This window comes from Spirosoma aerophilum, from assembly GCF_054782495.1.
In genome coordinates this window covers 953,962-968,204 of sequence record NZ_BAAGSJ010000004.1, presented here as the reverse complement: position 1 = coordinate 968,204, position 14,243 = coordinate 953,962, and the positions used below count along the sequence as shown (strand labels likewise).

General features: G+C 54.9%; 12 protein-coding genes. 3 read left to right on the top strand and 9 right to left on the bottom strand.

Annotated elements, in window-relative coordinates; translation table 11 throughout:
• Positions 1-43 precede the first annotated feature (43 nt).
• The 8 genes from ACYVK4_RS05950 to ACYVK4_RS05915 are packed head-to-tail and all read right to left on the bottom strand — an operon-like array spanning position 44 to position 9,000.
• Positions 44-688 carry a DinB family protein gene (locus tag ACYVK4_RS05950; RefSeq protein WP_461126556.1) on the bottom strand — a complete coding sequence of 215 codons (645 nt, stop codon included), beginning with the start codon at positions 686-688 and terminating at the stop codon, positions 44-46.
• Between the two features lie 46 nt (positions 689-734).
• Positions 735-1,538 (bottom strand): hypothetical protein, encoded by an 804-nt coding sequence (locus tag ACYVK4_RS05945; RefSeq protein ID WP_461126555.1) that lies wholly within the window; start codon positions 1,536-1,538, stop codon positions 735-737.
• 5 nt (positions 1,539-1,543) lie between these two features.
• Complete coding sequence (locus ACYVK4_RS05940) at positions 1,544-2,362, bottom strand: SDR family NAD(P)-dependent oxidoreductase (RefSeq protein ID WP_461126554.1); 819 nt, start codon at positions 2,360-2,362, stop codon at positions 1,544-1,546.
• A 21-nt stretch (positions 2,363-2,383) separates the two neighbouring features.
• Complete coding sequence (locus tag ACYVK4_RS05935) at positions 2,384-2,806, bottom strand: DUF2147 domain-containing protein (protein ID WP_461126553.1); 423 nt, start codon at positions 2,804-2,806, stop codon at positions 2,384-2,386.
• Between the two features lie 54 nt (positions 2,807-2,860).
• Entirely contained in the window at positions 2,861-5,941 is a 3,081-nt protein-coding gene (locus ACYVK4_RS05930) for an efflux RND transporter permease subunit (RefSeq protein WP_461126552.1), read from the bottom strand.
• Positions 5,942-5,944: 3 nt separating this feature from the next.
• The gene (locus tag ACYVK4_RS05925) at positions 5,945-6,991 is read right to left on the bottom strand and encodes an efflux RND transporter periplasmic adaptor subunit (protein ID WP_461126551.1); all 1,047 of its coding nucleotides are present in this window, start codon (positions 6,989-6,991) and stop codon (positions 5,945-5,947) included.
• Positions 6,992-7,004: 13 nt separating this feature from the next.
• Complete coding sequence (locus ACYVK4_RS05920; protein ID WP_461126550.1) at positions 7,005-8,342, bottom strand: TolC family protein; 1,338 nt, start codon at positions 8,340-8,342, stop codon at positions 7,005-7,007.
• A gap of 49 nt (positions 8,343-8,391) precedes the next feature.
• Positions 8,392-9,000, bottom strand: coding sequence for a TetR/AcrR family transcriptional regulator (locus ACYVK4_RS05915; protein WP_461126549.1), 609 nt, complete (start codon positions 8,998-9,000; stop codon positions 8,392-8,394).
• Positions 9,001-9,291: 291 nt separating this feature from the next.
• Between ACYVK4_RS05915 and ACYVK4_RS05910 the strand changes: the two genes are divergently transcribed.
• Positions 9,292-10,716 carry a carboxylesterase family protein gene (locus tag ACYVK4_RS05910; RefSeq protein WP_461126548.1) on the top strand — a complete coding sequence of 475 codons (1,425 nt, stop codon included), beginning with the start codon at positions 9,292-9,294 and terminating at the stop codon, positions 10,714-10,716.
• Positions 10,717-10,871: 155 nt separating this feature from the next.
• Here the strand turns inward: ACYVK4_RS05910 and ACYVK4_RS05905 are convergent, their stop codons facing one another.
• Positions 10,872-13,466, bottom strand: a complete 2,595-nt coding sequence (locus tag ACYVK4_RS05905) for a carbohydrate-binding domain-containing protein (protein WP_461126547.1) — start codon at positions 13,464-13,466, stop codon at positions 10,872-10,874.
• Positions 13,467-13,582: 116 nt separating this feature from the next.
• On the opposite strand from ACYVK4_RS05905, the gene ACYVK4_RS05900 reads away from it, so the two are divergent.
• Positions 13,583-13,816 (top strand): hypothetical protein, encoded by a 234-nt coding sequence (locus ACYVK4_RS05900; RefSeq protein ID WP_461126546.1) that lies wholly within the window; start codon positions 13,583-13,585, stop codon positions 13,814-13,816.
• A 118-nt stretch (positions 13,817-13,934) separates the two neighbouring features.
• The gene (locus tag ACYVK4_RS05895) at positions 13,935-14,153 is read left to right on the top strand and encodes a hypothetical protein (protein WP_461126545.1); all 219 of its coding nucleotides are present in this window, start codon (positions 13,935-13,937) and stop codon (positions 14,151-14,153) included.
• Positions 14,154-14,243 lie beyond the last annotated feature (90 nt).

Sequence of the window (14,243 nt, the reverse complement as noted above, 5' to 3'; positions counted from 1 at the left end):
TTACAGCTATACCTGCCTGGACCGCCTTACCTGACCAAACGGGCTATGGCCGGGGAAATGCTTCAGCTTCTTTGATTTGCTCCATCTGGGCGACGTGCCGCTCCAGATGCGCTGACATCAATAAAAGGGTTTGATAAAGGTCGATGTAGCCCGTTAGCGGATGCCGCCAATAGTGGTTGCGCAGGTCATCCGAGGTCTGGCTTGCGTAAGTCATCGTTTTATTCCGCTGTGACTGCAAGGCTTGGATAGCGAAGGTAACATCGGCAAAACGTCCGGTTGGGCGGAACACTTCGGGCGATTTGGCCCGCCAGCTTCGGCTCGTCATCCGAGGGCGAATGGCCTCATCTTTGATCTTGATTTTTCTCCGGAAAGCCGGGTCGGCGGGTTGCTGCATCGCTTCGGTAACGATGTCCGGGAAGCGCAACTCGGCCAAAGTAACGTGTTCGATGCATTCGGCCAGTGTCCAGGTGCCTGGTTGGGGCCGGAATGCCAACTGCCCAGGCGATAAGTTGGCAACTACCGAGTTGAACTTCTCCAGCGAGGCTTGCAGTTGCGTGTGGAGCTCCTGCCGTTCCGGGTCAGTCAACGTCGTTAGGGAGTTCGAGTCGGGGAGCGCAGCTTGCTGGGCCAGCCCATCCGAAACGGTAGCCGCTAATGACAGTGTAATGCTGTATAGAAAGTGACGCATGATGAATGGAGTGTCGTAATGATTATTGATTGACTGATCATACAGGTCACACAGGGGCCCGTAGTGTGTTTTTCTCGTAGCCGAAGCGGCTCAACAGGGGTTTCCCGCGTAGGGCCTGCCAAAAAATGGCTGCGGTAAGCAGGGCGTAGCACAGGCTCACCACCACAACCCACCGGCTGCTCCTGAGGACGTAAAAGCCCAGTAAGGGCAGCACCTGCAAGGCGTGCATGCCCAGAAAGTGGGCAATACGCAGGTCGCCGTAGCGTCGGCTCCAGTTCACGATGGGCAGACCGGGGCTGCCGTCCGGGCCGCCAACGGTATGCGTCAGCCGACCGCCCATCGCGAAGCCCTGCATTGAAAACAGCACGAACAGCCCAATGCCCCAGTAGATACCCCACACGTAAGCACGGGGCAGGGTCGAGAGGTCGGCCCGGAATAACAACAGGCCGATGTAGCCCGTCCAGAGCGACGCGCCCGTGGCGGCTATAGCCATCAGGCTATACAGGCTGGCGTGCAGCGGGGTGCTCAGATTGAAGTGCGACAACTGGCCACGTCCTGCCTGCAAGGCGATGTAGCCAATCTCAAAACCCAGTAACCCGATCATTGCCCACGAATAGGCCACCAGGGCATCCGACCGGCCCAGATACTTCCCGTACCAGCCCATGGTCCACACCAGCAGCGTTGTCGACAGACAAAATTTCATCGGCTTGTACCACGCATTCACGCCCATTACCTGCGTATGAGTGAATGGGATCAGAACCAGGCACAGACCCGCCCCCATCAGGCAAACCCACCCGAACGCATACAGCAGCGGGTTCACCTGGTGGAGTTGTTGTAAGAACGGTTTCATAGGCGTCAGGCGGCAGTACGTTGGTGTTGTGTCATGCCGCCCATTACCTGCTCCATAATTCGGACTTTAGCCCAGCGGGGCACCATCCGAAGCGAATAAGTCAGCAGTTTGGTCAGAAAGCCGGGAAGCACCGTCGTTTGCCGACCCAGGGCCTCCAGAATGGGGATGCCCACCTGCTGCGGAGTCAGTGCCATGTTCATCCGCATGTTGGCCCGGGCCCCGAAACCGCTCATCACCGGACCGGGTGCTGCCGCCAGCACAGACACCCCCCTGGGTCGCAATTCCCGCGCCAGCCCCTCGGCCAGCGACTGTACATAGGCCTTGGTAGCCGCGTAATTGGCCGAGTACGGCACGCCCTGAAACGCCACCAGCGAGCTCAGCAACACGATTCCGCCCCGCCCCTGCCCCGAAAACCGCTTGGCGAAATGGTAGGTTACGGCCAGCAGTGACTCGCAGTTGACGCGTACCATCGCCAGTTCGTCAGTCAGCGTTCCGTTGATGAGCGGCCCTGAGGTGCCAAATCCCGCTGATGCGATGAGCAGGCCAACGGGTAGGTCGGCCGTAACGTCGAGCAGGCGCTGAATCGTGGTCGGGTCGGCTATGTCGGCGGCAACGGTACGTACCTCTATACCGTATTGAGTCTGAAATTGCGCAGCCAGTTGGGGAAGGTCGGCTGCGCTGCGGGCGTTAAGAATCAGCGAAAAGCCGGCCCCGGCGAGTTGGGTGGCCAGTTCGAGGCCGATGCCGGAGGTAGCTCCGGTAACGACGGCCCATGGACCATAGTTTTTGAACAGGCGTTGCTGTTCGCGGCTTGATAAAGTCATAGAAATAAGGTTGTTAAGGGGTTAATTTTCTTTCGTCCAGACTTCGGTTCGGCCAAAGAGCGACACGCCGACGTACCCGCGAATGTTGAGGTGGGTCGGGTCTTTCAGGTTCATTTTGCAGGAATACGTTTTGCCGTCGCGGGGGTCGTAGATGGTGCCATTTTGCCAGGTGTTGTTGCCATCGAACGTAAAGTCATTGAGGATCACTACCCCAATGAGGTCGCGGCTGCGGAGTGCCGGGTCCGGGTTCTTTTCGTCTTTGGCCGGTCCGCCCGTACCCCACATAATTTTGCCGAAATAGGCTGTGCCCTGTTTGTAAATCTGGATACGGCTGTCTTTTTTGGGCGATAGCCATTGCCCCAGAATCGTTGATGGGTTGGTTTGTGCGTAGCTGTTAACCGCAAAGGCCAGTACGAGCAGGTAAGTGGTGAGTTGTGTTTTCATGGTTTGTTTGGGATTATTGGTAAGAATTGAGGGATTGATTGATCAGCCAGCCAATCAAACCCCTGCCATGTCCCGCTCGCGCAGAACACCGCTCGGTTCGATGGTGGGCGGGATGAGTTTGTACATCACCGGCGTGACGATGCGGGAGAGAATAGTCGAACTGATAAGACCACCGATCAACACGAGTGCCAGGGGCGAAATCTGCGGGTTGGGGTTCAGGGCCAATGGGATTAAGCCGCCAATGGCCGTCAGCGAGGTGAGCACCACGGGCAGGAACCGGATCTCGCCCGCGTGTTCGATGGCCTCGATCAGGGGGGTGCCTTCCTGCCGGAGCTGGTTGGTGAAGTCGACCAGCAGGATCGAGTTTTTTACTTCGATACCCGCCAGCGCGATAAACCCGATGATGGCGATAAACGATAACGGGTTACCCGTTAGAAAGAGTATGGTAACACCCCCGACCACGCCCAGCGGAATCACCGATAACACGATCAGAATCCCTTTAAAGGTTTTGAACTGCAGGATCAGTACGCCCACAAACAGGAACACCGTTAACAAAATCACCGTGATAAAGCTGCCGCCGAAGGCATCGCCCTCACTTTCGGCCTCGCCCGAAAGCCGGTAGCTGTAGCCCGCGGGCAACTTCAGCGCGTCGAGTTTCGGCACCACGTCCTTCAGCACTGTGTTGGCTAAAATGCCCGTGCGGGTGTAGGCCGTGATTTTAGCAAAGCGGTTTTTGTTGTAATGGTTAATCGTCGTCGGCGACGTCTCGAACCCGATCTGCGCCACCTGATTTAGGGGAATGGGCGTGCCCTGCGCGTTGTTGACGAAGAGGTTGTTGAAGACGGCCATGGTCGGGAATTTGTCGCGGGCCACGGCCACCACCACGTCGTAATCGGTATCATCTTCGTCGGAAAACGACCCCACGGTGAGGCCCGATACGGCCATCCGAACCGTTCTGTCGATGTCGGCGGTCAGCACGCCCAGGGTACGGGCTTTCTCGCGGTTGATCTGCACCCGCAGGTCGGTTTTGCGTGTGTTCAGCTCGTTGTTGATGTAGATGGTGCCGGGGCTGTTGCGAATCAGTTGCTCCACCACAAACGACCACCGGCGCAGCGTGTCGAGGTTGGGGCCAAACAGCCGGATCGACAGCGGGGCTTCGATGAGCGGGCCCTGCTCGAAGTCTTTGACCTCCACTTTGGCGTAGGGGAACGCCCCCAGCCGCTGCCGCAAATCGGCGATTACTTCACGCTTCACCGTGGGCTTGGTATCGGGGGATAGCTGCACGAAAAACTGCGCGAAATCGACTTTTTCCTCCTGCTGTACCACGTTGTAGTAAATCTGCGGGTTTCCCTTACCCACGTTGGTGGTGAAATACTGAATGCGGCTGTCGCGTCGGAGGCTGTCTTCGAGCATCCGGGCAATGCGGTTGCCCTGTGGCAAACTCGTTTGCTGCGGCATCCGAACGTTGACCAGGAAAATCGGTTTTTCGGACGTCGGGAACAGCTTGAAGCCAATGGCCGGGAATAACCCCAATGCCGCCACAAACAGCCCTAACGAGACCAGCAAGGCGGTCTTGGGCCAGTGCAGAGCCTTGTCGACCAGCCGCGAATAGGTGGCCCGGATGCCCCGCTGTAAGGCATGCAAGAGCCAGTTGCCCTCCGGGTTGGCGTGGGGACGGAGCAGAAAACTCGCCCCGAACGGCACGATGGTCAGCGAGACAAACAGCGACCCGACCACCGTAGCGATCACCGCCAGCGGCAGGCCGCGTACGAATTCGCCGGGGCCGCCGGGCAGAAATATCAGCGGCAAAAACGCGATTACGAGGGTGGCCGTAGTGCCCAGCACCGCCAATGTAATTTGCTTTGTGCCGCGCAATACGGCTTCGCGCCGGGAGTAGCCGTCACGCATCCAGCGTTCGATGTTTTCGACCACCACGATACTATCATCCACGAGCAACCCGAGGGCCACCACCAGCCCCACGATGCTGAGTTGATTGAGCGATATACCGAAGGCATTTAGCCCCACAATGCCCAGCCCCAACGACAGCGGAATCGAGATCATGACGATGGTGGCCGCCCGCCAGCCCAGCGGCAGCAGGGTAAAAAGCACCAGAAAAATGGCAATGCCGAAGTCGATACCGAGTCCGCGCAGTCGCCCCGCCACATTGTCGGCCTGATCGAAATAGCTAACGAGCCGGATGTTGGCAGGCAGCTTTTTAGTAAACTCAGCCACCACCGGGGCATACTGCCGTTGCGTGGCGGCAATGTTGGCCCCTTCTTTCTGGGCCGCCGTGACCAATATACCCCGGTGCCCGTTCACGCGGGTGATGTGGGTTTCGGTTTGGTTTTTCAGACCCACCGTCGCCACGTCGCGCAGGTACACGATACGTCCGTTTCCGTTGTACACCACCGTGTTGGCAATGTCTTGTACATCCCGAAACCGCCCGCTTGTTTTCACGTTGACACTCAGTCCGCCCGCGTTGACACTGCCACCGGGTACACTGGCATTCTCGCTTTGCAGACTCCCCAGCACCATTGTGAGCGGGATACGCAGTTGCGCCAGCTTATCGGTCTGCACGTCTACCCGCACGACCTGCGCCGGCGCCCCCGCCACCTCGACGTTTTTGAGGTCGGTGATTTTCTCCAGCGCTTCCTCCAGGTCTTCGGCCTGTTGTTTGAGTCGGGCCATAGAGGCCGTTTCCGACACCAGAGCCACTTGCAGAATGTTGACGTCTGAGGGGTCCACTTTACGGATGTCGATGTCGTAAATATCGGCGGGCAGGGTGCTGCGCAGGCCGTTTACCTCGCGCACCACCTCCTGGTATTTTGTATCGACATTGCCCCCGTAGCTGAATTCCGGATTGATGACGGCCACCCCATCCTGAATCGTGGTCACGATTTTTTGGATGTTGGCCAGCTCATTGAGCTTGTTTTCGATGGGCTTCACCACCAGCTGCTCCATATCGGTGGGGGTTGTGCCGGGGTAGATTACCACAATCGGGAACTGCGGAGGGTTGATCTGCGGATCTTCGGCCCGGGGCATTGTCAGCAGGGTCACTACGCCCACTACGGCCACCATCAGCGCGACTACCAGCGTAAACGGGTAGTTTTTAACGGAAAATTGGGTCAGGTTCATGGCTTACCGGATAATACGGATGGTGGATTGTTCATTCAAAAAGGCGCTGTTGCTCACCACAAAGGCCGGTATGTTTTCCAATCCGTGTTTCACCACGACTCGTTCGGGGTCGAACTGCTCAATCTGAATCGGAATGCGCCGTACCCGGTTCTGGCCCACCGGTACGTACACAAAAGCCGCATCGCCGTCGGCTTCAATCAGGGCTTCGTAGGGAATCACGGTCTGTTGGCTGCTGCGCCCCGTCTGGATCGTCGCCTTGCCGAACATGCCCACCGACGGCGTGACGCCCGCCAGATCGACCCGCACCTCCACCTCGAACGTACCGCTGGAGAGGTCGGCGACCACGGGCTTGCGGATCACCGTACCCGCAAAGGTGCGCCCCGGAAAGGCGTCGATACGGACGGTGGCCCGGTTGCCCAGGGCGACGCTCGCCCAGTCGCGGTCGTTGAGGCCCAGTTTCAGCGTCCAGTCGCGGTTGTCGGTGGTTTCGTTGATGGCCAGTACGGGCGTACCGGTGCCAATGACCTCGCCTTCATTGGCCAGCTTTTTGGTCACTACCCCATTGGCCGTTGCGTAGATATAAGCATACTGCTGGTTGAAGGCAACCACACTCACCGACCGCTGGGCGATGTCGAAGGCGGTTTGGGCGTTTTGGACTTGTTCGAGCGTCGCTACCGAATCTCGGTAGAGGTTGGCGGTCCGCTGGTAGTCGCGTCGGGCTTTGTCGAGGCCAATCTCGGCCTGTTCGCGCTGGGCCCCGATCTCGGTGATTTTCAAAGCCGCCAGCCGTTGCCCCTTCCGAAAGGTCTGTCCCTCTTCGACCCAGATACGGTCGATGATTCCACCAATTTTGAACCCGTAGCGGGCTTCGTTTTCGGTCGTCAGTAAGCCCGTGGCTTCGACCACCGGCTGCACCCGCGCCGACTGCGTGGCCATCACCCGGACGGGAATGGTTTCGGGCGCATCGTCCAGGGCGGTATGGGTTTGTTCGTGGCGGCAACCGGCTCCCAGCGTGGCCACCGCCAGCAGAAGAAATGTTGTTGTTTTCATGGGGGTGAGATGGTTAATTGATCGACATGGCCGCCGTAGCCCGCTCCAGTTCGGCCTGTTTGACCCACGCATCGAAGCGGCTGATGGCTACCTGTAATTGATCGGTAATGACCTGATTCTGCGCGTCGAGGAGTTCGATGTAAAGCACCTGCCCCTCCCGGTAGAGCCGTTGCAGGTCGCGGTAGTTCTGCTGCGACGCCACCACCTGCGACTGGGCCGCTTCGTACTGGGCCAGGGTAGACCGGAGGGCGTTGGCTGCTGTTGTGATTTGCAGCCGGAGTTGACCCGTCACGTACTGCGTGCTGGCGTCGAGGGCTTCCCCGTCGAATCGGGCCTGCGTCACTTTCAGCGCGTTGCGGCCCGCTGAGAACAGCGAGAGATCGAACGTCAGGCCTCCGAGGTAATAGGGCGTGTGGCGGTCCACGCGGAAGTCGAACGCCTGGGAACCCAGGTCGGCGAACAGGCTGATTTTGGGTTTGCGATAGGTAGCGGCCAGGCCCACGAGCGAGGTGTTGATCGCCCGTGCCTGGCGCAGTTTGGCCAGTTCTTCACGACCCGAAAGGGTCGTGTCGATGGTCGTGGGCAGGTCAGGTACGCTGGAGAGCCCGTCGGCGTCAATGGGGGTGTTGGCGGGGCGGTTCAGCAGGAAATTCAGGTACGCCTGCGCCGAGTGCCGCGTTTGCTGAGCTACCGCCAGCTGTGACCGAATCCGTGTCACCTCGTTGGTGCTTCGGACTACGCTGGTGCGGTTCACCTTCTGGTTATTGAACAGGGCCGTGTTGACCCGCTGGCTTTCCTGCACCAGCGTCAGCGCGTTTTCGTAGATGCGGATGGCCTCGGTGGCTTGCAGAAAGCGGTAATAGGCCACCTTCACGTCTTTGACCAGTTCGCGCTTAAACAAGTTGACCTCCATGCGCTGCAGATCGGCCTGCTGCCGTTTAAGCTGCTCGTTGTAGCGGATTTCGGCATTCAGGAGGGGGTACGTCGTGCGGATGTGGACGTCATAAAAATTGTTGGGGTTGAGCAGTACGCGCTGGTTTTGCAGGGAGGGAAACGCGTCGCTGCCCGTGAGCTTGTTCAGCGTCGCATAGGCGGGGTTGAGGAGGTCGCCGAGGGGCAGGTCGATCGTACGTCCGCCCCCGGCGAGGGTATAGGTACCCGTCAGGTTGATGGCGGGCAGGTAAAGCCGTTTGGCTTCGTCGAGGGCGATAAGGTTGCGCTGCAAAACAACCTGCTGCTGCCGAATGCTCTGGTTGTTGGCAAAGGCCAGCTGGACGTAGCTGTCAAGGTGGGTTTGCGCCGACAGCGGTCGGGTAAGGAAGATCAGGAACGGTAAAAATAAGTATCTCATTGATCGTAGATTTAAAATTGAACAATGTTCATTATTGGGGTAAAAAATTTTATGCCTTATCCAGCATGCGCAAAAATTCGGCGTATCCCTGCGTGGTGGGTTGGTCGAGGTTGACCACATCGGTACGGCACGAGATTCTCAGACTACACATCCCATGGACGAGACTCCAGATCAGAAACGAGAGGGCTTCGGGGTCGTGTCCCCCAAAATGCCCAACTGCCTGACAGTCCTGAACCATGGTGCGCAACACACCAAAGGTTGCCTTCCCTTCGTTCCATACATCGCCTTCGCCTTCTTTTACGAAGTCTATCGGAGCCTGTGTATTGAACATTAGATCGTACATATCCGGCTGTTCGTGCGCAAATTGGATATAAACTTTACCCGCAGCCTTTAGCCGCTCCATCGGGTTAGCCACGTTCAACAGCACCATAAATCGATCCCTCAACTCCAGGAACCCCTTGGTGTGGAGGGCGTGCAGAATAGCATTTTTGTCTTTGAAATATACGTACACCGTCCCGACGCTATACTCCACGGCATCGGCGATATTACGGATGGTCACGTTCGCTACGCCCTTTTCTGCAAAGAGCTTCATTGCCCCTTCCAGAATCAGGTTCCGTAGTTCTTCTTTCTCCCGTGCTTTTCGTTCGCTGACACCCATGTTCTTAATCGTTGAGTCAAAGGTAAATTAAAAATGAACATCGTTCAAAATAATTTCTCTTTTTTTATTTTTTATCATTGACCGTTCACTGACCAGGTGCGTAAATGGGGGAGTGACTCAGCCCAGGCGTAACTGTATGCAACTGATGGCGTTTGACAGATATTAGAAAAACAGTGTCTTATAAAAACGCTCTCACATGAGACGAATGATATACGAGTAAAACCTCAGTCCTGAAAACTTATTCATACCGAATCCTTTCGAAATGGGTCAGAGATTTGAACAACTAGCTGCATGAAACGAGACTTTTATACTAGTGTTCTCTTTGGCTTAGGGCTCAATTGCGTGGCTGGCTTATTCCAGAGCTGGCTTCATTTTCAGGCAGGCATCGACATCTACACCCTGGCCTCATTTCGAAGCTGGTTTTTGGCAACCAGCGGTATCTCCTTCATTACCTCGCTTCTGCTTCTCGCCTATTATCGTCACCAAAACTATCAGGCTGCCTTTTGGACGGGGCTGGTGGCCTTGGTGACAACGTTGGTCAGTCTTTCTTACCTATTTTCGGCAACGCTGTATCCCATTTTTCGGAAACACCCGGATGCGGCCGTGTTCATTGGCGTTACCATCAACCTGGTGTCTGCATTAAGTCTGGTCTTCTCCAGAGCGAGCAGCAGACCCTGGTTAAAGCGAGCCGGTATCGTGTCAGCTATGCTTTGCCTTGCCCATATAGCGATCCTGGTTTGGTTTAGGAACGTACCACCCTATCCAGTCAAGAACAGCATTGATTCGCTTCGACAATGGCTCTTTTTGATCGAGCGAATAGTACCGGTTTTGTTGTTATTGAATTTCCTGGACGAATACCGACGTGCTGTACCGGAGCAAGAAAACGCTGATTCCTTCAATCGATTCCATCTGGCCCGTGGCATGCTGGTCCTACTGAGCCTCTATTTGCTGGTTGTGAGCCTATCCTTGATGAGCGAAAACTACGACCTGACTCACGTATCGGGTAGGCAAATTGCGTTAGCGAAATCCTTCGATGAAGGCCGATACATCAGTCCTCAAGGAGACACCTTATTTTATCGGCTCTTAAAACCCATCGATTACGATCCTCAAAAAAGTTACCCGCTGGTTGTAGCCCTGCCTTATTCCTGCTGGGCAGACAACGCGCGGCAGATCGATGCTTGTCCGATGGCCAAATGGCTCAGTAGCCAAGAAAACAAAAGGAAGTATCCTGCCTTCGTGTTTGTGCCTCGCTGTCCTCCTCACACGGGATGGGGCGGTGTGGCCAATACACCTTCCATAGCTGGTCTCGCTATTGAGGCAATTATTTCCCTGGACAAGGTCTATCCCATTGATGGGCGAAGGCGCTACATCTCTGGCGTCTCACGCGGTGGGTATGGCTCCTGGCACATGGTTGGCCTGCACCCCGAATTATTTGCGGCCGCCATTCCGGTCTGTGGCGAAGGGGATCCCCGTCAAGCCAATAGGATGAGCTCGGTTTCTGTTTGGGCTTTTCATGGCGCAAAAGATGTCAATGTTCCCGTCAGTGGTTCCCGCGATATGGTTGCTGCTTTGCAGAAAGCGGGTGGCCGCCCCCGCTATACGGAGTTCCCGGATGGAGGTCATGGCATATGGGAGGCTGTGGTGGAGACCCCTGGCTTATTGGATTGGTTATTTGCTCAAAAACAAGCTAAGTCAGCAAAAGCAATCAAAATCTAACCGTTTCAAAATTCGCTCCCAAGTGAGACGAGAAAATGTTCCTGAATAAGCTCCCGTCAGAGACGACAAAGTATTCATGCATCTGCTCATTAATTCGGGTATCTCAGAAACGGGTTATCTCAGTAACTGTCGACTACTATGGGTAGCATACGATTTTAGAAGGATATTGTATTGACAGTGCTGGTAGACGATGTTGTCGAAGTAGCCTTTAAAGTGGCACCCGAATTTGAATAGGTACCGCCGGTGTATACCCCCCAGCCCGTGGTATTGCCAACGAAACTTCCACCAGTGTAACTTCCACCGAAGTATATTTTGTAGATCGCTCCTTTGGCTAAACTCGGATTGGAGAAGTGAAAGTAAGCCGAAGCACTTTTAGGCTTAAACGTTACCAACTCCTTGCCGGATGCATCTTCAATATGAATCACCGAAGTCGTTGCTACCTGAGTGGACGACTTGATAAACATACCCACCTGTGTTGAAGCGGTTTCCATCGCTTTGGTCATATTATTGCTCGGTTCTGCACCCAGTAAAACTCCGCCGGTAATCAGAAAGTTACCGTTAACATCAATGTCTTCGTTGCCGTTGGCAATGATAGTTCCCCCTTTTATGGTGAAATTACCATTACTGTCGATGGCATCCGAACCGGTGGCGATTAATATGCCCCCGTTTACCGTCAGCGCACTGTTATCGTTTGATTCGGTACCACCCGAAACCGTGCCATAAGAGGTATTAACCCCGTCGTTTGTCGCCGTCAGATTCGATATACCGCCATTGATCGTAATGAAGATAGACTCCATCCCTTCATATGATTTGGTAACATTTATGGTACCGTCGTTGACGGTGATCGACGTGCCGGACTTCAGCCCATCATCGGCTGCCGCGATGTTGAGTTCGCCCTTGTTCATGATAAAGGCACCGTCGCTTTTAAAGCCTTTTGCTTCACTGGTTAGCGCACTGCTGTACGTATACGTTGCGCCGGAGGCCGTAATGGTGGTTGTTCCACCGCTTATCGTAGCGGTACCATCAACGGTGATACCTTTGCCGCCGATTCCGGTGCTCGTGATGGTTAAATTCCCCCCATTAATAGCCAGATTTTTATCACAATTAATGCCCGCCGGAGCCGCAATATCCGCATCGGCCGTCACATAATAGGCCGCCCCTGAAGTCGTGATTTTTACAGTACCGGCGGTTAGGGTGAAGTCGCCGGATGTTTTGATTCCTTTAGCTCCTTTTCCACTAACGGCTAGTGTAATCGGGTTATTGGTGGCGATTGTTGTATAGCCTTCGCTCTTGATCGCATTCCCCTTATCGCCCGTAGTCGATACGTTCAGGGTTCCCCCTTTGATTGAAATATAAGGCGTAATGGTAGCGTCTGTTCCTTCATACGATGTCTTGATGCCGTCACCCACGCTGTTTACCGATAGTGTACCGCCGTTGATGGCAATGTACCCTTCCTCGGCTTCAATGCCATCACCGGCTGCCGTAATCGTAACGGTTCCGTTATCCATCGCAAAATAATCATTCGCATGGATGCCGTCTTTGGCTGCCGACTGTACATTGATCGTTGTTTCACTCACATAGATATAATCGTCGGATACGATGCCATGCTTATTGGCTCCGGTTATATTTAGCGTTCCGGCACCCATAAAGCTGAGCTGTCCTTCGCTAAAAAAAGTACCTTTTTGATCCTCAGCGCTCGTGGTGTAGGTCGCCCCGTCGGCCAGCGTATTGGTTGTGCCGCTCACTACGTGAATGGTTCCTTTCTTACTGGACTGGCTGTTGATGGCGGGCCCTGCGCTGTTGGTCAGACTCAGTCCTTTCATCGTGATATTATACTTGTATGGGCTATAGATTTTGAAACTACCTTTTGTGGCGGTGCCCGATAAAGCATACACAATTTCTCTGGTCGTATTGGTCGAGGTTACGACTACGTCCGCACCACTTAGTGCCACGCTTACACCGGCATCCTGAAAAGCATTACTGACGGTGGCCGTTGTACCTGCATACACAATCACAACTGTATCGGTAGCCGCCGTGGCTGTTCCCGATGCCGTTATAGTGACCGTAATAAGGCAACTTTGCCCCCCCAAACTCAGCGTAAAGGTAGCCGTACCCGATGAGGTTGGGGTGCCCGAAATAGTATACACCAAGGTTCCCGAACCGTTGGCCAATGTTCCTGCGGCAACGGTTGCCGTTAGCCCCTCAACACCCGTTGAGGTGGCCGTTGACACGTCATACGTACCGCCATTACCACCGGTATAAGCTACTGTAGCGTTACCTGAATACGAAATCCCGTTTGTACCATTTACAGGAGCCGCTGTACACGTCAGACTGGAAACACTGGCTTTCGAAACCACTACGGGCAGGGCCAGGGCGCAGGATTGTCCGCCTACATGGATTGAAAAACTGGCCGTCCCTGCGGTTGCCGGCGTACCGGTAATGGCGAAACTGGCCGTTCCATTTCCACTCGACAAGGTCCCTGCCGATAACGTGGCGGTTAATCCCGTTACACCCGTCGAGGCAACCGAGGTCCCTTCTCCATAGGCAATGCCGTTACCGCCGGTATAGGGTACACTCGCTTTACCGGTATAAGATGCTCCGCTTGTGGCCGTAGCCGAAAAGGTGGCAGCTGAGCAATCGAGCGCAGAAATGGTTGGCGTGTTCACGGCTACTTCGTTCGTCCTACACGACAGGGAGACGACTACAAAGGTTACCAGGATAACAAGTACGGAGGGGAATCGGCTGTTCATTGGCTACGCTAAACAAATAGTTTACGGATTAATAAACTGGATACGCGTATACGATGACGAACGTGGCATGGTAGATAAATAGAGCGCCTTTCCAACTGGGCGGCTTTGGGTGACTGATGGAATATCGCAACTTAACCGGCATCCGGAGTATATGGGTTCAACTCACCGACCTGGCCCGCCTAGAAGCCGGTCAGGAATCGGTTGACATTCAGCCGTTTGGCGCGGCTGGTTTGCTGGGTGACCTGGTGGCCACCCAGCAGCCTTTAGCGGCTCAAAAAGGCCTGATCCTACAGGCCGATGGGCCAACGCTGTTACCCGTAAAACGTGTCGAGAAAATGCCAAACGCTTAGGCATTGAGTATAAACGCAGGTCGTTGCCAAACAAATAGCTTTTGCATTTTTCCTCGAGTGGCCTTTTGCTGACTAATCGATCAGCAGCAACGCCTATCCCTCGATGTGAGCGGCTTTGATGACGAAAGCTTCTCTCAACCGTTGCATCAGTTGGAAGCCCAATGGCAACAATTACTTAACCAGCCACTTTGCCTTCTTTCGAAATGAGCAAAATGACAACCACATCGCTAAACGATCCAAATTAATCAACGATCCACATTGGGTTGTTGAGACAGGCATGGCGAATCAGGCCGGAGCATTGCTTCGGCCTTTTTTGTTGATGGGTTTCTTCCTGTAAACAGGATGTCATGAAAAATCAATACCCTCATTTGCTGTTTAACCCCGAGTTACTTGATTAGTCTTTTCGGTGATCAATGTGTAACCAATC